Genomic DNA, 23,203 nt, shown 5'->3' on the forward strand with positions numbered 1-23,203 from the left:
GGACGCGTGCCCACGAACAAGCCCGCAGCCCAGCCCGCAGCCACGAAGAAGCCGCAGGTGACGCCCTCGCCCGAGCGGCGCCGCGAACTCCTCGACACCGCCGCCGAAGTCTTCGCCGCCCAGGGCTACAACGCCACCACCGTCCGCAAGATCGCCGACGCCGCCGGGATGCTCGCCGGCAGCCTCTACTACCACTTCGATTCCAAGGAATCGATGCTCGACGAGATCCTCTCCGCCTTCCTGACCGAGCTGTGGGACGGCTACGACGCCGTCCTCGCCGCCGGACTCGGCCCCCGGGAGACCATCGAGGCCCTCGTCACCGAATCCTTCCGCGAGATCGACCGTCACCGCGCCGCCGTCGCGATCTACCAGAAGGAAGCCCGCACCCTCTCCGCGCAGCCCCGTTTCCACTACCTGTCCGACTCGCAAGTGAAGTTCGAGAAGGCCTGGCTGGGGACGCTGGAACGCGGGGTCGCCGCCGAGGTCTTCCGCGCCGACCTCGACATCCGCCTCACCTACCGCTTCGTGCGCGACACGGTGTGGGTGGCGGCCTCCTGGTACCGGCCGGGCGGACAGCACAGCCCCGACGAGATCGCCCGCCAGTACCTGTCGATGGTCCTGGACGGGATCGCCCTGCGCCCCACCTGACAGCCCCGACGTCCGAGGAGTCCCGATGCCCGAGGCCTACATAGTCGACGCCGTACGCACCCCCGTGGGACGGCGCGGAGGCGGCCTGTCCGCCGTCCACCCGGCCGACCTCGGCGCCCACGTCCTGGGGGAACTGGTCGCACGGTCCGGGGTGGACCCGGCCGCCGTGGAGGACGTGGTCTTCGGCTGCCTCGACACCGTCGGCCCGCAGGCCGGGGACATCGCCCGCACCGCATGGCTCGCCGCCGGCCTGCCCGAGGAGGTCCCCGGCGTCACCGTCGACCGCCAGTGCGGCTCCTCCCAGCAGGCCGTGCACTTCGCCGCGCAGGGCGTCCTCTCCGGCACCCAGGACCTCGTGGTCGCCGGCGGCACCCAGAACATGTCGATGATCCCCATCGCCTTCGCCTCACGGCAGGCGGCCGAACCCCTCGGCCTCACCGAGGGCCCCTACGCGGGCTCCGCCGGCTGGCGCGCCCGGTACGGTGACGCCCCGGTCAACCAGTTCCACGGCGCCCAGCTCATCGCCCAGAAGTGGGGGATCTCGCGCCGCGACATGGAGGAGTACGCGCTCCGCTCCCACCAGCGGGCCGTGCGCGCCGTCGACGAGGGCCGCTTCGACCGCGAGATCGTGCCCCACGGCGACGTCACCGCGGACGAGGGCCCGCGCCGGGACACCACCCTGGAGAAGATGGCGGGCCTGAAACCGGTCGTCGAGGGCGGCACCATCACCGCCGCGGTCTCCTCCCAGGTCTCCGACGGCGCGGCGGCCATGCTGATCGCCTCCGAGCGGGCGGTGCGCGAACACGGACTGCGGCCGCGGGCCCGCATCCACCACCTGTCGGTCCGGGGCGAGGACCCCATCCGCATGCTGTCCGCGCCCGTCCCGGCGACGGCGTACGCGCTGAAGAAGACCGGCATGACCCTGGCCGACATCGACCTGGTGGAGATCAACGAAGCGTTCGCGCCGGTGGTGCTGGCCTGGCTGAAGGAGACCGGGGCCGACCCGGAGCGCGTCAACGTCAACGGCGGCGCCATCGCGCTCGGCCACCCGCTGGGCGCGACCGGGGTCCGGCTGATGACCACCCTCCTGCACGAACTGGAGCGCACCGGCGGCCGGTTCGGCCTCCAGACGATGTGCGAGGGCGGCGGCCAGGCCAACGTGACGATCATCGAACGCCTGTAGCCGACGGCCGGCCGCCCCCGCAGCGGGCGTCAGGAGGCGGGCAGCAGGGCGAAGCCGAGGAGGACCGCGGCGTCGACGCGCACCGAGCCCGGCGAGAGCGTGCCGTCGTGCTCGTGGTCCGCCCGCCCGGCGCTGCGGCCGTGGCCGCCCACCGACTCCGGGTTCACGTCCTGGATGTGGATCACCGCCCCCAGTTCGATCCCGCAGGCCTCCGCGTACACCTCGGCCTTGCGGCGGGCGGCCTCGACCGCGCGGGCCCGCGCCTCGTCGCGCATGGCGGGCTTGTCCCGGACCTCGAAGCGGACGTCGTCGACACGGTTCGCACCGGCCGTCACGGCGTCCTCGATCAGCAGCTCGAGCCGGTCGAGCGCCTCCGTCTCCACCGTGTACTTCGCCTCGCAGCTGTAGCCGAGGAAGGTCCGCTCCGCGCCGTACCCGCTGTACTGCGAGGTCAGCCGGAGCCGGGAGCCGGAGACGTCCCCGTCCGGTATCCCGTGCTCCCGCAGGGTCTCCCGCAGCCGGGCCACCGCCGCCCCCGCCTCGGCGAAGGCCACCTTCGGCGTCGGGGCGACGAGGTCGACCGCGAGGTCCACGAAGGCGAGACTGGGTTCGGCGGACACGCTGCCCGCGCCGAGCACACTGAGCCCCCAGGGCTCTCTGATCGCTGCCATCCCATGATCAAACCAGGCGGGGGAGCCCGCCACCAGGGGCTTCCGGTACCTCGGGGGGTGGAGATCACACCCGCCCGTCCGCACCCCGGGACCGAGGTGTGCTAGCTTAGGGGTCGTTGCAGTTGTGGTACCCATGAACTTTATGTGCGCCTGACGGGAATGTTCCTCAGGCGCTTTTATTGTTTTTTTGCCGGAATCTCCGGATGGGGCCCTTTGCCGCCTATTCAGGAGATTTAAAATGGCACTTGGCACCGTGAAGTGGTTCAACTCGGAAAAGGGCTTCGGCTTCATCGAGCAGGACGGTGGCGGTCCGGACGTGTTCGCCCACTACTCGAACATCGCCACCCAGGGCTTCCGTGAGCTCACCGAGGGCCAGCGCGTGTCCTTCGACGTGACGCAGGGCCAGAAGGGCCCCCAGGCGGAGAACATCCTCCCCGCCTAATTCCTTCAGCATGCCGGGGTCCGCACCGAGAGGTGCGGGCCCCGGCTTGTCTGCTGTCTCGACCTTTGTTTCACCTGCCGGTTTCAGGAGGGCTTTCTCGCATGACCAGCTCCAGCTCCGCACGACCCAGCCGCCGCCCCACCCGGGGACGAGGAGCGGCCCAGGGGCGTCCGAAGGCTGGCGCGGGACGCCAGAAGTCCGCCCCGCCCGCCCCCCGGCCGCAGGAATTCACCATGCCCGAGCCGACCGTCCCGGCGCTGCCGCCGGTCGCCGCGTTCGAGGACATGGACATGCCCGAGGCGCTGCTGAAGACCCTCGCCGCCCAGGGCGTCACCGAGCCGTTCCCGATCCAGGCCGCGACCCTGCCGAACTCGCTCGCCGGCCGTGACCTGCTCGGCCGCGGCCGCACCGGCTCCGGCAAGACGCTGGCCTTCGGCCTGGCGCTGCTGGCCCGTACCGCCGGCCGCCGCGCGCAGCCGAAGGCGCCGCTCGCGATGGTCCTCGTACCGACCCGCGAGCTCGCGCAGCAGGTGACCGACTCCCTGGCCCCCTACGCCACGGCCGTCAACCTGCGCATCGCCACCGTCGTCGGCGGCATGTCGATCAACCGGCAGTCGGGCGCCCTGCGCCGTGGCGCCGAGGTGCTCGTCGCGACCCCCGGCCGCCTGAAGGACCTCATCGACCGCGGTGACGCGGACCTCTCGCAGGTGTCGATCACCGTCCTCGACGAGGCCGACCAGATGACCGACATGGGCTTCATGCCGCAGGTCACCGCGCTGCTCAAGCAGGTCGAGCCCGGGGGCCAGACCATGCTCTTCTCGGCGACCCTCGACAAGAACATCGACAAGCTCGTCAAGATGTTCCTGACCGACCCGGTCGGCCACTCCGTCGACCCGTCGGCCGGCGCGGTCACCACCATGGAGCACCACGTCCTGTACGTCCTGGACGAGACCGACAAGAAGGCCGTGGCGACGCGCATAGCAGCCCGCGACGGCCGGGTGATCATGTTCGTGGACACCAAGCGCGGTGTGGACCGCATGGTCAAGAAGCTCCTGGCGGAGGGCGTGCGCGCCTCCGGCCTGCACGGCGGCCGCTCGCAGCCGCAGCGCAACCGCACCCTGGACTGGTTCAAGACGGGCGAGGTCACCGCGCTGATCGCCACCAACGTGGCGGCCCGCGGCATCCACATCGACGACCTCGACCTCGTCGTCAACATCGACCCGCCCACCGACCACAAGGACTACCTGCACCGCGGCGGCCGTACCGCCCGCGCCGGCGAGTCCGGCAGCGTGGTCACCCTGGTCCTGCCCGACCAGAAGCGGGACATGACCCGGCTGATGTCGGACGCCGGGATCTCCCCGCGCACCGCGCAGATCAAGTCCTCCGACGAGGAACTGGCCCGGCTGACCGGCGCCAAGGAGCCCTCGGGCATCCCGGTGGTGCTGGAGGTGCCGCAGCAGCCCGCGCCGAAGGCGCGCAGCGGCTCCGGTTCGGGCTCCGGCTCGCGCCGCCGCTCGGGCGGCCCGCGCACCGGCTCCGCCACGGGCGGCGCCCCGGCGGCCGGCGGCCGCGGCCGCCGTTCCGGCGGTGGCTCCGGGCAGGCTCCGGCTGCCTCCGGCGCGGGCCAGGCCCGCCGCGGCGGTCAGGGCGGTCAGGGCGGCTCGGCCGGCGGCTCCGGCGAGCGCGGCCGACGCGGCACGGGCGGCTCCGGCGGCGGCGCCGCAGCGGCCTCCGCGCGCAGCCGCGTCGGCACCGGCGGCCAGGGCCGCCGCCGCACGGTCTGACCGGATCCCCGCGGCGTACGACGACGGGCAGTGCCTCGCGCACTGCCCGTCGTCGTACGCGCTACCGGACCAGCTTGCCCTGGAGCTTCGCCAGCGTCCGCAGGTCCAGGCCGAGGCCCTGCGTCAGGTAGCCGTAGAAGCTGCCGTAGTCGGCCTCCATCTGAGCCGTCGCCGAGTCCAGGTAGTCCTGGCGGACCTCCTGGAGCGGGATCAGCAGGTCGGGGTTCTGCATCCGGCCCGACTGCTTCAGCCCCGCCCGCACCCTGGCGTCGTAGGCGGCGCGGAAGGTGTTCGACGCCAGGTAGTCGCGCTCGGCGGTCTCCTCGGGCACGGCGAGGGCGCGCAGCAGCACGTAACTCACCCAGCCGGTCCGGTCCTTGCCGGACGTGCAGTGGTACAGGACCGGCCCCTGCCGGCCGTCCGCGAGCTCCCGCAGGGTCGCCGCGAACTGCGCCCGGTTCTCGGGGCCGGTCACGAACGTGCGGTAGATGTCGCGCATGTAGGCCTCGGCGCGGCCGCCGCCGAGCATCTGCTCCTGGGTGACCGGGTCCCCGCTGCCGATCGCTCCGACGAGCGTCCCGTAGAGGCCGAGGTCGCTCACCGGGCGTGCGGTGGGGGAGAGTCCGGCGGGCAGCCGGTCGGCGCCGTCGTACTGGACCTCCATCGGGATGCGGAAGTCGATGACCTTCGTGAGGCCGAGACCGGAGACGGTGGTGACGTCGGCGTCGGTCAGCTTGCTCAGTGCGTCGGAGCGGTAGACGAGTCCCTGGCGGACCTGACCGCCGGTCCAGGTGCGGTAGCCGCCGAGGTCACGGACGTTGACGGCGCCCTGGAGGACGATCTGACGAATCGGTTCAGCTTGCTGCTGCTGGTGCCGGGCGCCGACCCCGGCTCCGGGTGCCGACGCCGCGTGCGCGGCGGTCGGCAGGGCGGCGAGGGCGAAGGCGGCGACGGCCGCCGCGGCCCCTCTGCGGATTCTGACACGGCTCATGGGAGCGACTCCTGTGACGGAGAAGGGGGATCACCCTGGTGGTGGCAGGGTGTCGGGCGCGTGCGCTCCGTGCGACCCATGGAGCCGGTCCAGCACGGAGTGGGCCTCGGCCATGACGCGGGAGACGAGCTCCGCACAGGACGGGAGATCGTCGATCACCCCCGCGACCTGGCCCGATGCCATGACGCCGAGGTCCGTACGGCCCTCGACCATGGACGCCTTGAGGAGCATGGGAGTGTTCGCGGCCAGCAGGACCTGGCTCCAGGACAGGTCCTTGCCGTGTTTCATCGCCAGGCCGTCGCGGACCATCTGCGGCCAGCCCAGGCCGGACAGCTTCCGGAAGCCCGCCGCGTGCCGGACCGCCCGGACCAGCGCCCGGGCCCGTCCGGCCCGCTCCAGGGAGTCGACCAGCTCCGTTCGGAGCATGCGGTGCGGGAGCCCGTCGACGGCCGTGGTGACGGTGACGTCCCGGACCGTCGCCCTCAGGTACTCGGCCTTCACCGCGTCCGGGACGGTCGAATCCGAGGTCAGCAGGAACCGCGTGCCCATCGCGATGCCCGCCGCCCCGTACGCCAGGGCCGCGACCAGACCGCGGCCGTCGGCGAAGCCGCCCGCCGCGACCACCGGGATGTCCACGGCGTCCACGACCTGCGGCAGCAGCACGGTGGTGGCCACGTCACCGGTGTGGCCGCCGCCCTCGCCGCCCTGCACGATCACCGCGTCGGCGCCCCAGGCCGCCACCTTCTCGGCGTGCCGCCGGGCCCCGATCGACGGGATGACCACCACGCCCGCGTCCTTCAGCCGGGCGATCAGCTCCCTGGAGGGCGCGAGCGCGAAGGAGGCGACCTTCACCCCCTCGTCGATGATCAGCCGGACGCGCTCGGGCGCGTCCCCGGCGTCCGCGCGCAGGTTGACGCCGAAGGGGGTCCCCTCCGGGACGCGGGAGCGGACCTCGCGGACCGCCGACCGCAGCTGGTCCGTGGTCATCGTCGCCGAGGCCAGGATGCCCAGGGCGCCGGCGCGCGCCGCGGCCGACACCAGGCGGGGTCCCGCGACCCAGCCCATGCCCGTCTGCACGAGGGGGTGCTCGACCCCGACCAGCTTCGTGAACGCCGTCTCCACCGGATCAGCCCCGCACTTCCCGGTTGCGCAGGCCCTTCGGATCGATCACCTCGCGGATCAGCCGCAGTTCGTGCGCGGTCGGCTCCCGCGTGTACGGGACCTCCTCGGGCAGCGCCAGCTCGAAGCCCGTCGCCGACCGGACCTCCTCGACGGTGACCCCCGGGTGCAGGGAGGCCAGCCGCATCGCGTTCTCGGGCCCGGTGAAGTCGAAGACGCCGAGGTCGCTGACCACCCGGGGCAGCCGGTGGAAGCGGGTCACCCCGGCCTCGGCGGCCCGGTCGTAGCCGACACCGCTGACCATGTCGACGCGCTCGACGAAGACCCGGGTCGAGTGCCTGGGGATCCAGTAACTCACCGGATTGTTCAGGGTGTTGACGGGTGCGCCGCGCACACCGAGCAGCTGGCGGGCCGGCCGTTCCCAGTCCCCGATGCACGAGATGTTCTGGTTGCCGAACCGGTCGATCTGGCTCGCGCCCATCATCACGTGCCGCCTGCCGCCGGTGACCATGGTCAGGTGCCGGCGGTACGGCAGCCAGCCCTCGGGCGTGCCGTCCAGCCCGACGAGCAGGGCCTCGCCGTCCGTCAGCAGCAGGTCGGGGGAGAAGGTCCGCTTCGCGAGCCGGGCCCCGAAGGAAGGGATCAGGCCCATCGGGCTGGCGAGCACCTCGCCGTCGCCCCGCCAGGCCTCGGCGCACGCGATCACGCAGTACTCGGCACGGGTGGGTCCGGTAGGCCCGGTGGGCCCGGTGGGTCCGGTGGCGGTCGTCGGGGTCACTGCTGCTCCTCCTGCCAGGTCCGGACGGCCGACTGGTAGTCGTGCTCGGTCGTTCCGGACAGGAAGCGGGCCGAGAACTCGGGCCAGGGGGTGCTCGCGTAGAGCTTCTGGAAGGCCTCGTCGCGGCCGTGGTCGGGGGCGCAGGAGGTGAAGTGCGCGCCGTTCGGGGTCTCCACCACCCCGGTGACGGAGTGCCGGCTGACCAGGAGGGACTGCGGGGGGCCGGCCTTGGCGAGCTCGGCGGTCCCGACGAGCTGCTCGCAGGAGACGTAGGCGGCGTCGGCGGCCTCGCAGAACAGGTCGTCGAAGTACGGGTCCGGTCCCAGGTACTGGGCGTTGCCGAGGCGGTCGGCGCGGTTGAGGTGGACCAGGGCGGCGTCCATGCGCAGGGCGGGGACGGCGACGAGCTCCTCGCCGTCGCCGTAGGGCGAGGTGACCGTGCGCAGTCCGGGGTTGACCCGCATCACGTCGGAGCCGAGGCCGGCCCGGACCGGGAGGAAGGGCAGCCGGTTGGCGGCGGCGTGCAGGCCCCACATGAACATGGCCTCGTCGTACTCGGTGAGCGCGAAGGCGGCCCGTTCGCGCGCGGCCCGGAAATGCGGCTCCAGCGCGATGGAGTCGAGGGTGGCGAAGGGGGCGACGAGCCGGCGGATCCGGCCCGCGGCGGCCAGCAGGCCGACGTCCGGGCCACCGTAGGAGATCACGGTGAGATCGGTGATCTCGGACCGGAGCAGGGCTCTGACCAGGGCCATCGGCTTGCGCCGGGACCCCCAGCCGCCGATTCCGAGGGTCATCCCGCTGCGCAGCTGCCCGACCACCTCGTCGACGGTCATGGTCTTGTCGCTCATGAGCGCTCTCCCTTCCCGAAGGTGTCGCGGACCCGGTCCGCGACACCGCTGAGGTTGGCCTCGAAGGTGAAGCCCTGCTCGAAGCGGTAGCTGCGGCGCACGTCCACGGGGTCGATGCCGTTGATGGCGGCCTTCGCCAGCCGGATCAGGCAGCCGTCCTTCTTCGCGATCTCGGCGGCCAGTTCCAGGGCGGCGCCGCGCAGCGCTCCGGGCGGGACCACCTTCCAGACCGAGCCGTGGGCGTGCAGTTCGGCGGCGGTCGCGGTGCGCGAGGTGTAGTAGAGGGCGCGCATCAGGTGCTGGGGGACCAGTCGGGCCAGGTGGGTGGCGGCGCCCAGCGCGCCCCGGTCGAGCTCGGGCAGGCCGAAGACGGCGTCGTCGGAGGCGACGATCGCGTCGGCGTTGCCGGCCAGGCCGATCCCGCCGCCCAGGCAGAAGCCGTTCACGGCCGCGACGACGGGGACCTCGCACTCGTAGACGGCGGCGAAGGCCTCGTAGCAGCCCCGGTTGGCGCCGATGAGGGCCGTGTGTCCGGTGTCGCGCTGCACCTCCTTGATGTCGACGCCCGCGTTGAAACCGCGGCCGTCGGAGGCGAGGACCACGCACCGGACCTCGGGGTCGCGGCCCGCGGCCCGCAGGGCATCGGCGAGGTCGTACCAGCCCTGCACGGGCAGCGCGTTGACGGGCGGGAAGTCGACCGTGACCAGTGCGACGCCCTTGTCCGGGCGGGAGGTGGAGACACCCATGAGAGGATCAGCTACCTTTCCACCAAACATTTGTTAGGTGAGGAAGGTAGCAGCCGATGGAGCTCGACGGGAGGGTTGTCGTCGTCACCGGCGGAACCAGGGGCGTCGGCGCCGGGATCGCCCGGTCGTTCCTCGCGGCCGGCGCGGAGGTCGTCGTGTGCGCCCGCCGGCCTCCGGACGAACCGGTCTCGACTGACGGCCGCGAGGCGTCCTTCACCGCGCTCGACCTGCGCGACACCGGCGCCGTACCGGACTTCTTCGACGCGGTCGCCGACCGGTACGGACGGCTCGACTGCCTGGTCAACAACGCGGGCGGGACCCCGTACCGGCTGCTCGGCGAGGGCGGCGCCGAACGCCACGCACGGGTCGTCGAGCTCAACCTGCTCGCCCCCCTGACGGCCTCGCTGGCGGCCCACCCCTGGCTCAGACGGACCCGCGGATCGGTCGTGATGATCGGCAGCGTCAGCGGGACCCGCCCCTCACCGGGGACGGCGGCCTACGGGGCGGCCAAGGCCGGCCTGGAGAACCTCGCCCGGTCCATGGCCGTCGAATGGGCGCCCGAGGTGCGGGTGAACTCGCTGATCCTCGGCATGGTGCGGACCGAACTCGCGCACCTGCACTACGGGGACGAGGCGGGGATCGAGGCGGTGGGGGCGACCGTCCCGCTGGGGCGGCTCGCCGAACCGGCCGACGTCGGGGACGCGGCGGTCTTCCTCGCCTCCGACCGGGCGCGGTACGTGAGCGGCGCCGGCCTGCTGGTGCACGGAGGCGGGGAGCGCCCGGCGTTCCTGGATGCGGCAACTGTCAACAAGGAGAGCTGAGATGGCGGGACTGTGCGAGGGCCGGGTCGTGATCGTGACGGGCGCGGGGCGGGGGCTGGGCAGGGCCCACGCCCTGGCCTTCGCCGCGGAAGGGGCGAAGGTCGTCGTCAACGACCTGGGCGTGGGGCTGGACGGGCTGCCCGGACCGGACGGCCCGGCGGCGCAGGTGGTCCGCGAGATCGAGGCGCTCGGCGGCGAAGCCGTCGCGCACGGCGGGGACATCGCGACCCCGCAGGGCGCGGGCTCCCTGGTGGAGGCCGCCCTCGACGCCTACGGGCGCCTCGACACGCTGGTCAACAACGCCGGTTTCCTGCGCGACCGGATGCTGGTGAACCTGGACGAGGACGACTGGGACGCGGTCGTACGGGTCCACCTGAAGGGGCACTTCCTGCCCTTGCGGTCGGCGGCCGCATGGTGGCGCACGGAGGCGAAGGCGGGCCGCCCGGTGGCCGCCCGGGTGGTCAACACCTCCTCCGGGGCGGGGCTGCTGGGCTCCGTCGGACAGGGCAACTACAGCGCGGCCAAGGCGGGCGTCCTCGGCCTGACCCTGGTCGCGGCGGCCGAGATGCGCCCGTACGGGGTCCAGGTCAACGCGATCGCCCCGGCCGCGCGGACCCGCATGACCGAACGGACCTTCGCGCAGACCATGGCCGCCCCCGACGACGGCGGCTTCGACGCCATGGCACCCGAGAACGTCTCACCGCTCGTGGTCTGGCTCGGCGCGGACGCCTCGGCCGGGGTCACCGGGCGGGTCTTCGAGACCGAGGGCGGCCGGATCACCGTGATGGAGGGCTGGCGGCCGGGCCCCACCGCCGACCGCGGAGCGCGGTGGACCCCGGCGGAGGCGGGTGAGACGGCGGTCAAGCTCCTGGCCGAGGCGGGGGCCCCACTGCCGGTGTACGGGTCGCGCTAGAGCGCTGTACCGGCGCGGCCCCGCGGCCGGGCGCCGCTCCGGGCCCACACGTCACCCGGCCGCGGCCGGCTTGTCCAGGCCGAGCATCTCCAGGGCCGAGTCCATCTCCGCCTGGAACAGCACCCGGGGGTTGGCGTCGGGGCCGAACTGGCGGTAGACCTCCAGCGCGACGGGGCCGTACATGCGGCCCCACACCCGCAGCGACGCCAGCAGCGCCTGCGGCGGGAGGTGCGGGAAGCACTCGCGGGCCAGCGCCGCCAGGGAGGGGACGAAGTCGGCCCACTCCGCCTCGGCCCGCTTGAGCTGCTCGGGCGCCTGCGGCCAGGCCGCGTCGACCAGACCGAGGAGGATCATGCAACATCGGCGGGCCGCCGCCACGACGTTCTCGGCCGTCGGGGCGTACCCCGGGGAGCTGTCCCCGTAGGTGAGGCGGAACTCCGCCGGGTGGGTGCGGGCCCACTCCCGGAAGGTGCCCGCGACCGCGAGCAGCCGGGCCGCGGTCGCGTCCTGCGGGAGCGCGTCACGGGCCGCCTCCTGCTGGTCGGCGAGCCGGTTGAACGTGTCCGCGGCCAGCGTCGCCAGCAGGTCGTCGCGGGTGTCGAAGTAGCCGTACAGGGCCGCCGCCGTCATGCCCATCTCACGCGCGATGCCGCGCAGGGTGATCCCCGCGACGTCACCGGCGGCGAGCAGTTCGAGCGCGACCTCCTTGATCTGCGCGGTGGTCTCGATCCGAAGGCGTTCACGGCGGGACAGGGTCTGCATGGCGGGGGCTCCTCCTCAGGGCACGGCGAGAGTGTCGCACCCCCCGTACAAACACCGTTTACTTACCTTACCGTGTTGACGAACCGCAACTCGCCGGTACGCCGCCACACCCTCCTCAGGACGCCCGCCACCAGCACCACGCCCAGACTGCCCAGGCTCATCAGCAGTTGGGGCCGCGTCCGTCCGCTGAACAGCATGGAGCACAGGATCGCCGACAGAGCGAGCACCACCAACAGGGTCAGGTGGGGGAATCCCCACATCCGGAACGTCAGCCGCTCGGGTTCGGTGCGCTCGGTCCGGACCCGCAGCACGAACTGGGAGAGGGCGATCCCCAGATACATGATGACCAGCACCGCACCGGTCGAGTTGAGCAGGAAGGGGAAGGTCCGCCCGGGGCTCAGCGCCTGCGCCACGACCGCCCCGCAGCCCACCACGGTGCCGAGCAGGACCGCCCGCCGCGGCACGGCCGCCCACCGCGGGGCGTCCCCGTGCCCGGCCAGCGTGTGCAGCATCCGCGAGGAGGCGTACAGCGTGGAACCCAGTACGGACAGCAGCGCCGTCAGGATCACCATGCTCATCGCGGACGCCGCGAAGGGCACGCCCATCCGGTCCAGCGCCGTCACGTACGGGCTCTCCTCGCCGCTGATCAGCGGCCAGGGCACGATCGCGACCACCAGCAGCACCGAGCCGAGGAAGAACACCAGGATCCGCCAGACGATCTGACGGGTGGCCCGGGCCACGGCCCGCCCCGGATCGGGGCACTCGGCCGCGGCGACCGCCACGATCTCCGTACCGCCGAAGGCGAAGACGACGCCGACGGTCGCGGTGAGGACCGCACCGAACCCGTGCGGGGCGAAACCCCCGTGCGCCGTGAGGTTCCCCAGCACCGGACCGGACGGGCCGCCGCCCAGCAGGTACGCGCCGCCCAGCACCAGGAACGCGGCGATCGCGCCGATCTTGACGAGGGCGAACCAGAACTCCGCGGTCCCGAAGGAACGGCTGGAGCGCAGGTTCACCGCCGTCAGAGCCCCGAGCAGCACCAGGCTGCACGTCCACGCCGGCACCTGCGGCAGCCACCCGTGCACGATCTGCCCGCCCGCGATCGCCTCGATGGCCACGATCGCGACGAAGGCGTACCAGTAGAGCCAGCCGACCGTGAAGCCCGCCCAGTCGCCGAAGGCGAGCCGGGCGTAGTCCGCGAAGGACCCCGCCATCGGCCGCGCCGCGACCATCTCCCCGAGCATCCGCATGACCAGCAGCACCAGCAGTCCCGCCAGCGCGTAGCTGACCAGCGCGGCCGGCCCGGCCGCGCGGATGGTCTCGGCCGAGCCCACGAAGAGACCGGTGCCGACCGCGCCGCCCATGGCCATCATGGTCAGGTGGCGGCCCCGGAACGCCTGCCCGCCGTCGCTCGTCACGGCGCGACCGAGAGCTTGTGCCGGAAGACGCCGTGCGGGTCGTAGGCGCGCTTGACCGCCCGCAACCGCTCGTAGTTGCCCTTGTAGAACAGCTCGTGCCGAGCGGGCAGCTGGCGCTCGGGGGGTGCGTGCTCGGTGCCGGGGGTGCGGAACCAGTAGCGGGTGATGAGGCCGAAGTTGCCGCCGCCGCCCCCTGTGTGGGCCCACCACAGCTCGCGGTGCGGATCACCGGGCTCGCGGGTGGCCACGACCGTGCGGGGGCGGCCGCCTGCGCCCGGGACGACCACCTCGACGGCGTACAGGTGGTCGACGACCAGGCCGAAGTCCCGGGAGAGCAGCCCGTAGCCGCCGCCGCTGACGTGGCCGCCGGCGCCGACGGAGTGGCAGACGCCGCCCGGCAGGGTCACCCCCCTCCCTTGTAGAGGGCCTCGTAGACGGCCATCAGGTGGGCGCCGGGCTCGACGTGGAAGGCGCGCCGGTGCTCGTCGTAGCCGACGGCGGTCATCCCGGAGAAGTCGAGGAGGACCTCGACCTCGGGGTTGCAGGTGAAATCGGCGAGGCAGTGGCCGCCGGAGCGCACGGAGACCCGCTTGCGTCCCTTGATCGCCTCACGCAGCGCCTCCTCGGCGTCGCGGGCCGAGCGGACCATCCTGACGTGCTCGGGGCGGGCCACGTAGCGCCGGTTGATCCCCGTCTGCAGAGACGGGTAGCGGGGGTCGGCAGGCAGGATCTTCGGGCCGGCCGGGCCGTGTGCGGCGGCGGCGGCGGCGTCGGTGGCGGTGGCGGTGAGCGGGCCGGCTATCCCCGCGACGGCGGAGGCGGCGAGGAATCCGCGGCGGTCCAGATGCGGCATGACAGGTTCCCTTGCGTGGCGCGAGTGCGGTACGTGGTGGGGGCTGTGCGGTGGGGGAGGGTGAGCCGGGTCCCGGAGCGGAGCAGGGGGCTCGATGCCTCTCCGGGACCCGGCCGTTCAGGGGACGGAGCCGTCAGGCGTTGGCGCCGCCGTCCACGGTCAGCGTGGTGCCGGTGACGAAGGAGGCCTCGTCGCTCGCCAGGTAGAGGACGGCGCTCGCGATCTCCTCGGCGCGGCCGTAGCGTCCGAAGATGTTCAGGCCGCGCTGGAAGTCGGCGGACGGTCCGTCGGCCGGGTTCATGTCGGTGTCGATGGATCCGGGCGCCACCTGGTTGACGGTGATGGCGCGCTCGCCCAGGTCACGGGCGAGGCCCACGGTCAGGCCGTGGACCGCCGCCTTCGACATGGCGTACGGGGTGAAGCCCGGGGCGGGCACCTGCGTGGCGAGGCAGGAGCCGATGTTCACGATACGGCCGCCGTCGGGCATGCACCGGGAGACGGCCTGGGCCATGAGGAAGGCGCCGCGGACGTTGATGTCCAGGGTCCGGTCGAGGGTGGCCAGCGGCACCTCGGCGAGCGGCGGGCAGGTCATGTCCGCGTATCCGGCGTTGTTGACGAGGATCCGCACCGGGCCGAGTTCGCGCACGACCCGGTCGACGGCCGCGGTGACGGCCTCCGCGTCCGCGGCGTCGGCCTCGACGGCCACGGCGCGCCGGCCCAGCGCCCGTACCTGGCCGGCGACTTCCTCGGCCTGTTCCTTGTTCGCGCGGTAGGTGATCGCGACGTCGGCGCCGTGCCCGGCGAGCGTGCGGGCGATCTCGGCGCCGATGCCGCGGGAGCCGCCGGTCACCAGGGCCACGCCGTGGAGAGTGGTCGTCACAATGGTTCCTTTTCTGTGCTGGGGAGTCGGGTGAACCGGAAAGCGTGCCGGGCTCAGGCCGCGGCAGGCTCCGGCTCGGGGGCGGCGGAGGCGGATCCGCCGGTGCCGCCCTTCGTGCGCCGGAGGTCCGGGAGGAGGGTGAACAGGCCGAGGAAGGCCATGACCACGCCCAGGACGAGCGGGGCCCGGAGCCCGTAGGCGTTGATGCCGACACCGCCGAGCCAGGAGCCGATGACGATGCCGAGCGTGATGAAGGAGGAGTGCACGGTGTTGACCAGCGGCCGGGCGTTAGCGGTGCGCTGGACGCGGGTGATCATGCAAGGGTTCATCGTGACGCCGACCAGGCCGATGCCCATCATGAAGATCAGCGCGGGCGCGGTGACCTCGGCGAAGAGGGCGAAGCCCGCGAGGAAGACCATGTTCAGGCCGAGCCCGACGAGCTGGGTCACGATGGTGTGCTTGTCGGCGAAGCGGCCCACGACGTTGTTGCCGACCACGGTCGCGGCACCGTAGGCGACCAGCAGCCAGGGCACCGCGCCCTCGCTGAAGCCGGTGAGCTCGGTGAGGATCGGCGTGAAGTAGCTGAACGCGGAGAACGTGGCGCCGATGATCAGCGTGGAGGTGGAGAACACCAGCCACAGCCGCGGGTTCTTGAAGGCGCGCATCTCCTCCTTGACGGAGGAGGCGCCCTCCGCCCCGGTGCCGGTCACGGACGGCACGCCGAAGACCGTGGCCAGGGCCGCGACGACGGTCAGGGCGGAGATCGCCCAGAACGCGGCCCGCCAGCCCAACTGGCCCCCCACGAAGGTGGAGATGGGCAGGCCGAGCAGGGTGCCGAGCATCAGGCCGTTCATGGCGGCGCCGATGGCCTTGCCGCGCATCTCGGGCTTGGTGATCTCGGCGACGACCGAGAGCGACACGCCGAAGAAGGCGGAGGAGGCGACACCGGTGATGACGCGGCCGACGGCCATCGTCACGTAGTCGGTGGACAGCGCGGCCAGGACGTTGCCGCCGAGGAAGACGGCGAAGAGGACCATCAGGGCGCTCTTGTGCGGGAGCCTCAGCACGGCGGTGGCCAGGAACGGCCCGCCGAGGGCCATGGCGACGGCGAACGCCGTGATCAGGTAGCCGACTTGGGGGATGGTGGCCCCGAGTCCCTCGGAGATCTGGGGCATCAGGCCGGCCACCACGAATTCGCTGGTGACCATGGCGAAGATGCCGAGGGCGAGGACGTACACGGCCTTGGGCACGGCCGTCACAACCTTTCTATAAATAAACGATCGTTCCAGAACGTGGGCAGGCGTGACCCGGGTGCGGTGCGCAAGGGTGGAGCGTCCGCCGGATGCGTGTCAGGCGGTACGGGACAGGCCCCCCAGGGCCTGGTCGACGACCTGGGTCAGGTAGTCCCGGTCCGCCGCCCGCTCCATCACGCGCAGCCCCTGGGTGAGGGTGACGAGGAAGCGGGCGGTGGACCGTACGTCGGTACCGGGCGCCAGCTCACCGGCGACCCGGGCCCGCAGCAGGAGATAGGCGAACGCCTCCTCCAGCGAGCCCAGCGCACCGCCGAGCCGCCGCGCCGCCTTCTCGTCCCCCGGCAGCCGCTCCAGCACGCCGTGCGTGACCATGCACCCGCCGCGCAGCGGATCGGCCAGCGCCGAGTCGACGTAGGAGAGGAGGAAGGCGCGCAGGACCGGCAGCGCCGGGCCCGCGTCGGACTCGGCGAGGCTCTGCCGGGCCCGGTCCGCCTCGACGGCGCAGTACAGGTCAAGCGCCTTGAGGTAGAGGTCGTGCTTGGACCCGTAGGCGGAGTACATGCTGGAGCGGTTGATGCCCAGCGCGTCCACCAGGTCCTGGATCGAGGTGGCCTCGTACCCCTGGCGGCGGAAGAGTTCCATCGCCGCCACCAGGGCGGTCTGCGGGTCGAACTCCTTGGGCCTGGCCATGGTCACGAGGCTACCCCATTCCCAACCGGTCGTTTCAGAAAGACGGTGCGAGAGTCCGCGATCAGTCGAGACCGGCCGGAATCACACCGTGGCGCGCTCCCACCTCGGCCACGCCCGGCGGGTCCTCCACCGGCACCGGCATGCCCGCGGTGGGCTCCGTACCGGCCTCCAGGAAGAAGTTCTCCACACCGCCCGGCGTGAAGATGAGCAGCAGCTTCGCGTGGTGCAGCGAGTGGTTGTGGAACTGGTGCGCCGTCCCGCGCGGCACGAACACGAAGTCGCCCGTGCCCGCCTCGTAGGTGTTCTCGGCCACCCGGATGGTCAGCCGTCCGTCCAGGACGTAGAACGCCTCGTCCTCGTCGGCGTGCCGGTGCGGGGGAGGCCCCCCACCGGGCGGTACCGAGGCCTCCAGCACGGCGATGGACCCGCCGGTCTCCGCCGCGCCCGCCTTGACGCTGTAGACGTCACCCGACAGCCAGGTGGCCTTCCCGCCGCCGGCCGGCACGTGCAGCACCCGCCGCACCTCCGTCGGCACCTGCGCCTGCTGCGTCGCTTCGAACAAGGACATCCGTCACCCCACCGTCATCGCTTCGCCGAGGAGCGCGAGCGCCGGATCGTCCACGGCCACCTCGCGTCCGCCGCATTCCACCGTGACCAGCCGCAGCCAGTCGCCGTCCGCGCACGCCACGTACAGCCCGCCGTCGTCGCGCACCAGCGTGCCGGGCGGCCGCCCGCCGAGCGCCGGACGGTCCTCCTCGCCGTACGCCGCCGACAGCAGCCGGACGCGCTGCCCGCCGGGCGCGGTGAACCAGGCCCCCGGGCTGCGGTAGGCGGCCCGGACGTGGCGCTCCACGACGGCGGCCGGGAGCGAGAAGTCCAGCCGGTAGTGCTCGTCCCGCGGCCGCCCGTAATAGGAGCGGCGGGAGAGGTCCTGGGGCGTGCGCTCCAGGGTGTTCTCCACCAGGTGCGGGATCAGGTCGAGCAGCATCAGCACGTTGGCGCGCTCCTGCATGGTGCGCAGTTCCAGCCCGGTCTCGCGACCCGAGAGCGGGACGTGGTGCTGCATCAGCAGGTCGCCGTCGTCGAGCTTGCGGCCCATCTCGATGGCGGACACGGAGCTGGCCGAGGCGCCCTCGCGGACCATCCAGTAGAACGGCGCGAGCCCGGCGAACTCCGGCAGCGGCGAGGGGTGGAAGTTGACGGCGGTGCGGCGCGGCAGGTCCAGCAGCGGGGCTCCCAGCAGCTGCTGGAAATTGCCGACGAGGAAGTAGTCGGCCTCCAGGGCGGCCAGCGCCTCCACGGTGTCGGGGTCGTTGACCGAGCGCGGGCGCAGGACCCGCACGCCCAGGGCGCGCGCCTGGTCGGCGACGTCGACGGCCTCCTCGTCGTCGGTGAAGTACGAGCACAGCTTCCCGGGCGGCGAGGTGACCACGGCGGCCAGTTCCACGTCCGGGTGGCCGTGCAGGATGCTCAGGAACGGTGATCCGAGTTTGGAGTTGACTTCGGTGAACAGCACAACACGTATGGGATCCATGACGGTTGGACGCTTCTCTCGCTTGTGTCTCTAGAAGAAGGGGGAGGCGGACGTACCGCCCAGGAGGACGTTTCCGGTCAGCTGCAGGACCGAGTCCTGGGCGACGGCGTGCTGGCACATCGTGTTGGCGTCGCGCAGCCAGCGGTCCAGCGGGTTCGGCTTGTAGACGGACGACCCGCCGACGAGGTCGAAGAGCTCGTGGACGATGGACCGGGCCGTGCGGAAGGCGTGGCGCCGGGCGATCGCGGTGGCCACCCGGGCGTCGTCGCTGAGCACGTCGCCCGAGGCCAGCGCGTCCCACTGCACCTGGAGCGTGCTGAACACCCCGGCGCGGGCGGCGATCAGCTCACCCTCCAGGCGCGCGATCGTGGACTGGATCCGGTAGTCGTCCCGCCACGGGGTGCCGGTCTCGCGGTCGGTGCGCTGCGCGGCCAGTTCCCGTACGTGGTCCAGCGCGGCCCGCGCCATGCCGAGCGGGATGCCGGGCATCTTGCGCAGGATCGCGTCCGGGGTGGCGTGCAGCGGCCCGGTCCGCTTGGGGTCGGAGAAGGAGAAGGACCGCTCCTCCGGTACGAACAGGTCGGTGCAGGAGTAGTCCTGCGAGCCGGAGCCGGCCAGGCCGGTGGTGTGCCAGGTGTCGTGGAACGCGTACTCGCCGGGCCGGGCGATCATCACCCGCCAGTGCCGCGGGGCGCCCGTGACCGGGTCGGCCTCCGGCCGGCCGTCCTCGTCGAAGACGTGCACGCCGGCACCCAGCCAGTCGCAGTGCGAGGAGCCGGAGCCGAACTTCCACCGGCCGGTGACGCGGAAGCCGCCGGGGACCCGGACTGCCTTGCCCTGCGGGTAGATCCAGCCGGAGTTGGCCATGTCCAGGGTCGGCCACATCCCGCGGGCCACCTCGTCGTCGAGGTAGCCGGAGTAGATGCCGGAGTCCATGCCGATCATCGCGCACCAGCCGACGGAGACGTCACCGGCGGAGAGGATCTCCAGGAGCTCGGCCTGCTGCATCGAGGTCAGCTCCGGACCGCCCCAGGTCTTGGGCATGGCGGCACGGAACACGCCGGCGCCGCGGAGCAGTTCCACGACGTCCTCGGGCAGCCGGCGCTCGGCCTCGATGCGCGCGGAGCTCTCCCGCAGGACCGGGACGAGCTCGCGGGCGCGGTCCAGGATCGCCTCGGCGGTGTCGGGTACGTAGGGCGTCGTCGTCATCACGTTCTCATCAGGGGTGCGGGTCGGGTGGGACGGGGCGGCGGCGCTCACGCGTAGCGTCCGGCGGCCATGACCCCGAGGGGGTCGACGGCGGCGCGCAGGGCACGCTGCAGGGCGGCCTCGGCGGCGGCGCCGCCCGTGACGCCCGTGACGGCGCGGGCGTGCCCGGAGTCGAGGCGGTAGGGGCGCAGGCCGGCCTCGCCGAACCAGGTGTGGGCGAGGTCGAGGGCGCTGTGGGCGGCCTCGGCCTGCGTGGCCCGGTCGAAGGGGAAGGACACGACGAGGTCGATGACGTCGGCGTCCAGGGCGTTGACCGTGGAGCCGGGCCGGATGCCGGTCGCGAGGTGGATGCGGTCCAGGATGTCCAGGGCCCGTACCACCGAGGCGCCGTCGAAGGGCAGGAACGGCAGGAAGAACAGCCAGCCGTTGCCGTCGGCGTCCACCCGGTCGGCGGCCGCACCGGTCGCGGAGGCGAGCATGCGCTCGTTGTGTGCGACCGAACCGCGGTAGGCGGCGTCCACCACGCGGGCGACGACGTCGTCGTCCGTGGGAGGCTGCTCGTCGCCGGGAGCGACGGAGGTGAACAGGCCCGTTTCGGCCATCTCGGCCAGCAGGGCCGCCTTGAGGGCGTCGGCCGAGCGGTCGGTGCCCTCCACGCTCATGTGGGCGACGTAGCCGCCGGCGGTGTCCCCGCCGCCGTAGGTCGCGGTCGAGGCGGTGTCGTACACCTTGATCACGCCCGAGACCAGGCCGTTCGCCTTCCACGTGCGCAGCGCGTCGACCGCCTCGGCCAGCGCCTCGCGGCGGAAGCGGGCGCGGACGGTGCTCTGGCGCCGCGGGCGCGGCAGCAGCCGGACCACGGCGGCGGTGACGATCCCGAGGTCGGACTGTGTGAACAGGTGCAACAGGCTGGGGCCGAGGCCGAGCGGGTTGAAGCCGTCGCCCTTGCCGTGCGTGGTGTCGCCGGGCCACCAGCCGATGTGCGCGAGTCCGCCGTCGGGCAGCACGACCTCCAGGCCCAGCAGGTCCTCGGTGCGCTGGTGGCGCAGTCCCACACCGCGGTCGACGGTGTTGCCCAGGACGCTGGTGTGGCCGGAGGACGCGGTGACGTTCAGCATCCGGCCGGTGCCGTCGAGCCGTTCGGACAGTGCCTTCTGCGTGACGCCCGGCTCGACCACGGCGTAGCCGGCCTCGGTGTCGAGCTCGCGCAGGGCGTCGAGTCCGTCCAGTTCCACGCGTACGACGGGCCCGGAGGCCGGCTCCTTGGAGCCCAGCCCCCAGTTGCGGCCGGTGGAGACGGCCTGCAGACCGGGGAGTCCCGCGCCGGAGGCCTTGGCGTGGTGGAAGGCGCCGACGAGGGCGCGTACGTCGGCGACGGAGCCGGGGCGCAGCACGGCGCGGGTGTCGCGGGCCGCGAAGGCGGAGACGTTGGGGGCCGGGGGCAGCGGCGCCGTGGCGTCGTGCCGCACGCGCTCCGCGCCGAGGGCCTCCTGGAGTTCCTCCAGGACGGCCTTGAGATCCGGGTACGGGGACGGGTCTTGCATGTCTCGACCTCGATCGTGATGTGGGTGGTCGGTGAGGTGGACGACTGGTGGGTGCGGACTACGCCGGGGACTGCGCGGGACGGGTGGGCGCGGAGTCGCCGAGGTAGACGGGTGCGAGCGGGCCGCACGAGGTGACGTGGGCCAGGACGCGTACGGTGCGGGCGGGCGCGCCGGACCAGGCGGTGTCGGCCGCGCACAGCGCGGGCACCTCCCAGCCCTGCTCGCGCAGCGCGAGGGCCGGGGTGTCGCTGGTGAGGTCCGGGCTGCAGGTGAACATCAGGCTGATGACGGCGTCGCGTTCCAGTCCGTTGCGGACGAGGAGTTCGCCGACGAGGCGGCGGGTGGCGGCCGCGATCTGCCGTGGGGTGTCCTCGGCGACCGTGATCGCCCCGCGTACGGCCCGTACTGCGGGTACTGCGGGTGGTGCCGGTGGTGCTGGTGCTGCCGGTGGTGCCGGTTCGGCCGCCGGGCGCGGGCCGGGGCTCACTGCGCGGCCGCGGGGGCGGGCGTCAGCCGGCCCCGGTGGAACAGGAGCGCGCCGCCGGTGTCCTCGCCGGGCCGTACGTGTTCCACGCGGGCGAGGAAGAGCGTGTGGTCCCCGCCGGGGAACCGCTCCTCGATCCGGCAGCCGAGCGAGGCCAGGGCGCCGGGCAGGTACGGGTGGGAGGTCTCGCCGTCGGTGGCGAAGTGCTCCGCCAGCTCCTGCCCGAAGGGCTTGTCGCGGGAGGCGAACAGCCGTGCCAGGTCGCCCTGGCGGTCGGAGAGCAGGTGGACCTGGAACTCCCCGCTCTCGTCGATCGCCGGGTAGGTGCGGGACGACTTCATGACGGAGACCAGGACGCGCGGCGGAGCGAGCGAGATCGAGACGAACGAGTTCGCGGTCATCGCCGCCGCGTGGACGCCCCGACCGGACGACAGGACGGTGACGCCCGTCGGGAACAGCCGCATCACGGACCGGAGATCGTCCGGCGGTGCGGATGCGGATCGGGGTACGGGCCTGGCTGGGCCCAGAGTTGTGGCCATGTCCCCCTCCTCAGGAGTTATCGGCGGAAGGAAACTTAACAGAGTTTAGTAACGATGGAAACCCAGGTCAGGACCCTGTTGATCGCCTTTAACGCAAACGAAATGGGCTATCGACCATGGAGTTAACGGAGGGGAATGGCTCTGTGGCCATGCCTGCCCCGCCGGCGGCCCGGAGTGGACCCGCCCTGGGAGGCGGGAAACGGAAGCGGGCCCGGCCCCCTGGCGAGGGGTCGGGCCCGAGTCTTCGTCGGTGCGTTGAGGTATGACTACCCGCTGGGTCCACCCGCTGAACCGCAGTCAGGCCATCATGTTGCGCGCGAGGTCGCGGCGCAGGTCGTGCGCGAGGCGTGCGCGAAGGGGAACCGGGTGGGTTCCCCCCCGGTGCGTCAGGAGAGCTTGCCGCCGTAGTCCGGGAGCTTGACCGTCCGCTCCGCGTGGCCGCCGACCAGGTCGGTCGGGCTGTTCCCGATGTTGGCGATGATCGTGTAGCCGCGCGCCTCGATCTCCGCGCGCTTGGCCGTCTTGTACCTGCTGACCGCCTCGAAGAGGTCGGGCAAGTCGCGGACGTAGAGCCCCGACACGGGGTAGCCGACGGCCTTGAGGTTGTACTCGGTGAGGGAGTGGATGATCCCCGGACGGGCCGTGACGAAGAAGACGGCGACGCCGCGCGCGTGGGCGTACTGGGTCAGCGCGCGGACCTTGGCGATCGCGGGGGTCGGGTAGGTCCAGAACCAGTGGAAGTCCGTCTCCAGCGAGGTGTTGTCGATGTCGAGGACGAGGGCGGGCTTCTCGCCGGCGGGCGAGTTCGCGATGCGCTGCTCGATGGCGGGACGGGCCGCGTCGACGATGGCGGCCACCTCCCGCTGCCAGGTGGCGTAGTCGATGCCGAGTATCGCCGCGTTCCCGCCCGGCGCGGACGTGTTCGCCGCGGCGGTGACGGGCGCGGGTGCGGCGGCGGGGGCCGCCTGGGCGGCGGTGGCCGGAACGAGCGTCAGGACGGCGGCCGCTGCGGCCACGCCGACGGCGGCGGTGCGGGTCGTTCGGGTGCGGCGGAAAGTGAGCATGTGGGGGCGCTCCTCGGACACGAATTGGC

At 72.6% G+C, this 23,203-nt stretch carries 26 protein-coding genes; 6 read left to right on the top strand and 20 right to left on the bottom strand.

The features are described from left to right. Positions 1-6: 6 nt before the first annotated feature. Positions 7-648 carry a TetR/AcrR family transcriptional regulator gene (locus IH80_RS0126760; protein ID WP_051809968.1) on the top strand — a complete coding sequence of 214 codons (642 nt, stop codon included), beginning with the start codon at positions 7-9 and terminating at the stop codon, positions 646-648. 25 nt (positions 649-673) lie between these two features. Next, positions 674-1,831: an acetyl-CoA C-acetyltransferase gene (locus tag IH80_RS0126765; protein WP_030963901.1), complete on the top strand. Its 1,158-nt coding sequence runs from the start codon at positions 674-676 to the stop codon at positions 1,829-1,831. 29 nt (positions 1,832-1,860) lie between these two features. Here IH80_RS0126765 and IH80_RS0126770 read toward each other — a convergent pair whose 3' ends face one another. Next, positions 1,861-2,502 carry an SIMPL domain-containing protein gene (locus tag IH80_RS0126770; RefSeq protein ID WP_030963903.1) on the bottom strand — a complete coding sequence of 214 codons (642 nt, stop codon included), beginning with the start codon at positions 2,500-2,502 and terminating at the stop codon, positions 1,861-1,863. 238 nt (positions 2,503-2,740) lie between these two features. Between IH80_RS0126770 and IH80_RS0126775 the strand changes: the two genes are divergently transcribed. After that, positions 2,741-2,944, top strand: a complete 204-nt coding sequence (locus IH80_RS0126775) for a cold-shock protein (protein ID WP_008743912.1) — start codon at positions 2,741-2,743, stop codon at positions 2,942-2,944. A 101-nt stretch (positions 2,945-3,045) separates the two neighbouring features. Beyond that, positions 3,046-4,728 carry a DEAD/DEAH box helicase gene (locus tag IH80_RS0126780; RefSeq protein WP_030963904.1) on the top strand — a complete coding sequence of 561 codons (1,683 nt, stop codon included), beginning with the start codon at positions 3,046-3,048 and terminating at the stop codon, positions 4,726-4,728. A gap of 61 nt (positions 4,729-4,789) precedes the next feature. Here the strand turns inward: IH80_RS0126780 and IH80_RS0126785 are convergent, their stop codons facing one another. Genes IH80_RS0126785 through IH80_RS0126805 form a run of 5 tightly spaced genes read right to left on the bottom strand, consistent with a single transcriptional unit; the run spans position 4,790 to position 9,210 of the window. After that, the gene (locus IH80_RS0126785) at positions 4,790-5,719 is read right to left on the bottom strand and encodes a tyrosine-protein phosphatase (protein ID WP_030963906.1); all 930 of its coding nucleotides are present in this window, start codon (positions 5,717-5,719) and stop codon (positions 4,790-4,792) included. A 30-nt stretch (positions 5,720-5,749) separates the two neighbouring features. After that, entirely contained in the window at positions 5,750-6,841 is a 1,092-nt protein-coding gene (locus IH80_RS0126790) for an NAD(P)H-dependent flavin oxidoreductase (RefSeq protein WP_030963907.1), read from the bottom strand. A 4-nt stretch (positions 6,842-6,845) separates the two neighbouring features. Beyond that, positions 6,846-7,616 (bottom strand): CoA-transferase subunit beta, encoded by a 771-nt coding sequence (locus tag IH80_RS0126795; RefSeq protein ID WP_051809970.1) that lies wholly within the window; start codon positions 7,614-7,616, stop codon positions 6,846-6,848. Beyond that, the gene (locus IH80_RS0126800; protein ID WP_030963910.1) at positions 7,613-8,464 is read right to left on the bottom strand and encodes a CoA transferase subunit A; all 852 of its coding nucleotides are present in this window, start codon (positions 8,462-8,464) and stop codon (positions 7,613-7,615) included. The genes IH80_RS0126795 and IH80_RS0126800 overlap by 4 nt, the downstream gene beginning before the upstream one ends. Continuing rightward, on the bottom strand, positions 8,461-9,210 hold the full coding sequence (locus IH80_RS0126805; protein WP_037881188.1) for an enoyl-CoA hydratase family protein: 750 nt from the start codon (positions 9,208-9,210) through the stop codon (positions 8,461-8,463). Before IH80_RS0126805 ends, IH80_RS0126800 begins: the two co-directional genes overlap by 4 nt. A gap of 56 nt (positions 9,211-9,266) precedes the next feature. On the opposite strand from IH80_RS0126805, the gene IH80_RS0126810 reads away from it, so the two are divergent. Beyond that, entirely contained in the window at positions 9,267-10,031 is a 765-nt protein-coding gene (locus IH80_RS0126810) for an SDR family oxidoreductase (RefSeq protein ID WP_030963912.1), read from the top strand. A gap of 1 nt (position 10,032) precedes the next feature. Continuing rightward, positions 10,033-10,944 (top strand): SDR family oxidoreductase, encoded by a 912-nt coding sequence (locus tag IH80_RS0126815; RefSeq protein ID WP_030963913.1) that lies wholly within the window; start codon positions 10,033-10,035, stop codon positions 10,942-10,944. A gap of 51 nt (positions 10,945-10,995) precedes the next feature. Here IH80_RS0126815 and IH80_RS0126820 read toward each other — a convergent pair whose 3' ends face one another. The 14 genes from IH80_RS0126820 to IH80_RS0126880 form a co-directional block, all read right to left on the bottom strand. After that, on the bottom strand, positions 10,996-11,706 hold the full coding sequence (locus IH80_RS0126820) for a TetR/AcrR family transcriptional regulator (RefSeq protein WP_030963915.1): 711 nt from the start codon (positions 11,704-11,706) through the stop codon (positions 10,996-10,998). Between the two features lie 62 nt (positions 11,707-11,768). Continuing rightward, positions 11,769-13,124, bottom strand: a complete 1,356-nt coding sequence (locus IH80_RS0126825; protein ID WP_037881191.1) for an amino acid permease — start codon at positions 13,122-13,124, stop codon at positions 11,769-11,771. Beyond that, complete coding sequence (locus IH80_RS47425; protein ID WP_420708863.1) at positions 13,121-13,531, bottom strand: BBE domain-containing protein; 411 nt, start codon at positions 13,529-13,531, stop codon at positions 13,121-13,123. Before IH80_RS47425 ends, IH80_RS0126825 begins: the two co-directional genes overlap by 4 nt. Continuing rightward, complete coding sequence (locus tag IH80_RS47430) at positions 13,528-13,977, bottom strand: FAD-binding protein (protein ID WP_420708864.1); 450 nt, start codon at positions 13,975-13,977, stop codon at positions 13,528-13,530. The genes IH80_RS47425 and IH80_RS47430 overlap by 4 nt, the downstream gene beginning before the upstream one ends. 133 nt (positions 13,978-14,110) lie before the next feature. Continuing rightward, positions 14,111-14,857, bottom strand: a complete 747-nt coding sequence (locus IH80_RS0126835; RefSeq protein ID WP_030963918.1) for an SDR family NAD(P)-dependent oxidoreductase — start codon at positions 14,855-14,857, stop codon at positions 14,111-14,113. Between the two features lie 53 nt (positions 14,858-14,910). Continuing rightward, positions 14,911-16,107, bottom strand: coding sequence for an MFS transporter (locus tag IH80_RS0126840; protein ID WP_030963919.1), 1,197 nt, complete (start codon positions 16,105-16,107; stop codon positions 14,911-14,913). 99 nt (positions 16,108-16,206) lie between these two features. Beyond that, on the bottom strand, positions 16,207-16,800 hold the full coding sequence (locus IH80_RS0126845) for a TetR/AcrR family transcriptional regulator (protein WP_030963921.1): 594 nt from the start codon (positions 16,798-16,800) through the stop codon (positions 16,207-16,209). 61 nt (positions 16,801-16,861) lie between these two features. Further along, positions 16,862-17,368: a cupin domain-containing protein gene (locus IH80_RS0126850; RefSeq protein ID WP_030963922.1), complete on the bottom strand. Its 507-nt coding sequence runs from the start codon at positions 17,366-17,368 to the stop codon at positions 16,862-16,864. Positions 17,369-17,371: 3 nt separating this feature from the next. After that, positions 17,372-18,334, bottom strand: coding sequence for a methionyl-tRNA formyltransferase (locus IH80_RS0126855; protein ID WP_030963923.1), 963 nt, complete (start codon positions 18,332-18,334; stop codon positions 17,372-17,374). 30 nt (positions 18,335-18,364) lie between these two features. Then, positions 18,365-19,543: an acyl-CoA dehydrogenase family protein gene (locus tag IH80_RS0126860; RefSeq protein ID WP_030963924.1), complete on the bottom strand. Its 1,179-nt coding sequence runs from the start codon at positions 19,541-19,543 to the stop codon at positions 18,365-18,367. A 47-nt stretch (positions 19,544-19,590) separates the two neighbouring features. Next, the gene (locus IH80_RS45425) at positions 19,591-21,087 is read right to left on the bottom strand and encodes an FAD-binding oxidoreductase (RefSeq protein ID WP_063757341.1); all 1,497 of its coding nucleotides are present in this window, start codon (positions 21,085-21,087) and stop codon (positions 19,591-19,593) included. Between the two features lie 58 nt (positions 21,088-21,145). Further along, positions 21,146-21,574, bottom strand: coding sequence for a chorismate mutase (locus tag IH80_RS0126870; protein ID WP_078906761.1), 429 nt, complete (start codon positions 21,572-21,574; stop codon positions 21,146-21,148). Continuing rightward, positions 21,571-22,035 carry a flavin reductase family protein gene (locus tag IH80_RS0126875; RefSeq protein ID WP_051809972.1) on the bottom strand — a complete coding sequence of 155 codons (465 nt, stop codon included), beginning with the start codon at positions 22,033-22,035 and terminating at the stop codon, positions 21,571-21,573. Before IH80_RS0126875 ends, IH80_RS0126870 begins: the two co-directional genes overlap by 4 nt. Before the next feature lie 461 nt (positions 22,036-22,496). Continuing rightward, positions 22,497-23,174, bottom strand: a complete 678-nt coding sequence (locus IH80_RS0126880; protein WP_030963930.1) for an HAD family acid phosphatase — start codon at positions 23,172-23,174, stop codon at positions 22,497-22,499. Positions 23,175-23,203: the final 29 nt, after the last annotated feature.

The sequence above is a fragment of the Streptomyces sp. NRRL S-378 genome (assembly GCF_000720645.1).
Taxonomy (GTDB): domain Bacteria; phylum Actinomycetota; class Actinomycetes; order Streptomycetales; family Streptomycetaceae; genus Streptomyces.

Excerpts from the sequence above, each read along its gene's own strand:
- IH80_RS45425 (WP_063757341.1), bottom strand. The coding sequence starts at position 21,087 with ATGCAAGACCCGTCCCCGTACCCGGATCTCAAGGCCGTCCTGGAGGAA.
- IH80_RS0126785 (WP_030963906.1), bottom strand. The coding sequence starts at position 5,719 with ATGAGCCGTGTCAGAATCCGCAGAGGGGCCGCGGCGGCCGTCGCCGCC.
- IH80_RS0126860 (WP_030963924.1), bottom strand. The coding sequence starts at position 19,543 with ATGACGACGACGCCCTACGTACCCGACACCGCCGAGGCGATCCTGGAC.
- IH80_RS0126850 (WP_030963922.1), bottom strand. The coding sequence starts at position 17,368 with ATGTCCTTGTTCGAAGCGACGCAGCAGGCGCAGGTGCCGACGGAGGTG.
- IH80_RS0126800 (WP_030963910.1), bottom strand. The coding sequence starts at position 8,464 with ATGAGCGACAAGACCATGACCGTCGACGAGGTGGTCGGGCAGCTGCGC.
- IH80_RS0126845 (WP_030963921.1), bottom strand. The coding sequence starts at position 16,800 with ATGGCCAGGCCCAAGGAGTTCGACCCGCAGACCGCCCTGGTGGCGGCG.
- IH80_RS0126810 (WP_030963912.1), top strand. The coding sequence starts at position 9,267 with ATGGAGCTCGACGGGAGGGTTGTCGTCGTCACCGGCGGAACCAGGGGC.
- IH80_RS0126780 (WP_030963904.1), top strand. The coding sequence starts at position 3,046 with ATGACCAGCTCCAGCTCCGCACGACCCAGCCGCCGCCCCACCCGGGGA.
- IH80_RS0126875 (WP_051809972.1), bottom strand. The coding sequence starts at position 22,035 with ATGCGGCTGTTCCCGACGGGCGTCACCGTCCTGTCGTCCGGTCGGGGC.
- IH80_RS0126855 (WP_030963923.1), bottom strand. The coding sequence starts at position 18,334 with ATGGATCCCATACGTGTTGTGCTGTTCACCGAAGTCAACTCCAAACTC.
- IH80_RS47430 (WP_420708864.1), bottom strand. The coding sequence starts at position 13,977 with ATGCCGCATCTGGACCGCCGCGGATTCCTCGCCGCCTCCGCCGTCGCG.
- IH80_RS0126805 (WP_037881188.1), bottom strand. The coding sequence starts at position 9,210 with ATGGGTGTCTCCACCTCCCGCCCGGACAAGGGCGTCGCACTGGTCACG.
- IH80_RS0126880 (WP_030963930.1), bottom strand. The coding sequence starts at position 23,174 with ATGCTCACTTTCCGCCGCACCCGAACGACCCGCACCGCCGCCGTCGGC.
- IH80_RS0126815 (WP_030963913.1), top strand. The coding sequence starts at position 10,033 with ATGGCGGGACTGTGCGAGGGCCGGGTCGTGATCGTGACGGGCGCGGGG.
- IH80_RS0126820 (WP_030963915.1), bottom strand. The coding sequence starts at position 11,706 with ATGCAGACCCTGTCCCGCCGTGAACGCCTTCGGATCGAGACCACCGCG.
- IH80_RS0126775 (WP_008743912.1), top strand. The coding sequence starts at position 2,741 with ATGGCACTTGGCACCGTGAAGTGGTTCAACTCGGAAAAGGGCTTCGGC.
- IH80_RS0126770 (WP_030963903.1), bottom strand. The coding sequence starts at position 2,502 with ATGGCAGCGATCAGAGAGCCCTGGGGGCTCAGTGTGCTCGGCGCGGGC.
- IH80_RS0126765 (WP_030963901.1), top strand. The coding sequence starts at position 674 with ATGCCCGAGGCCTACATAGTCGACGCCGTACGCACCCCCGTGGGACGG.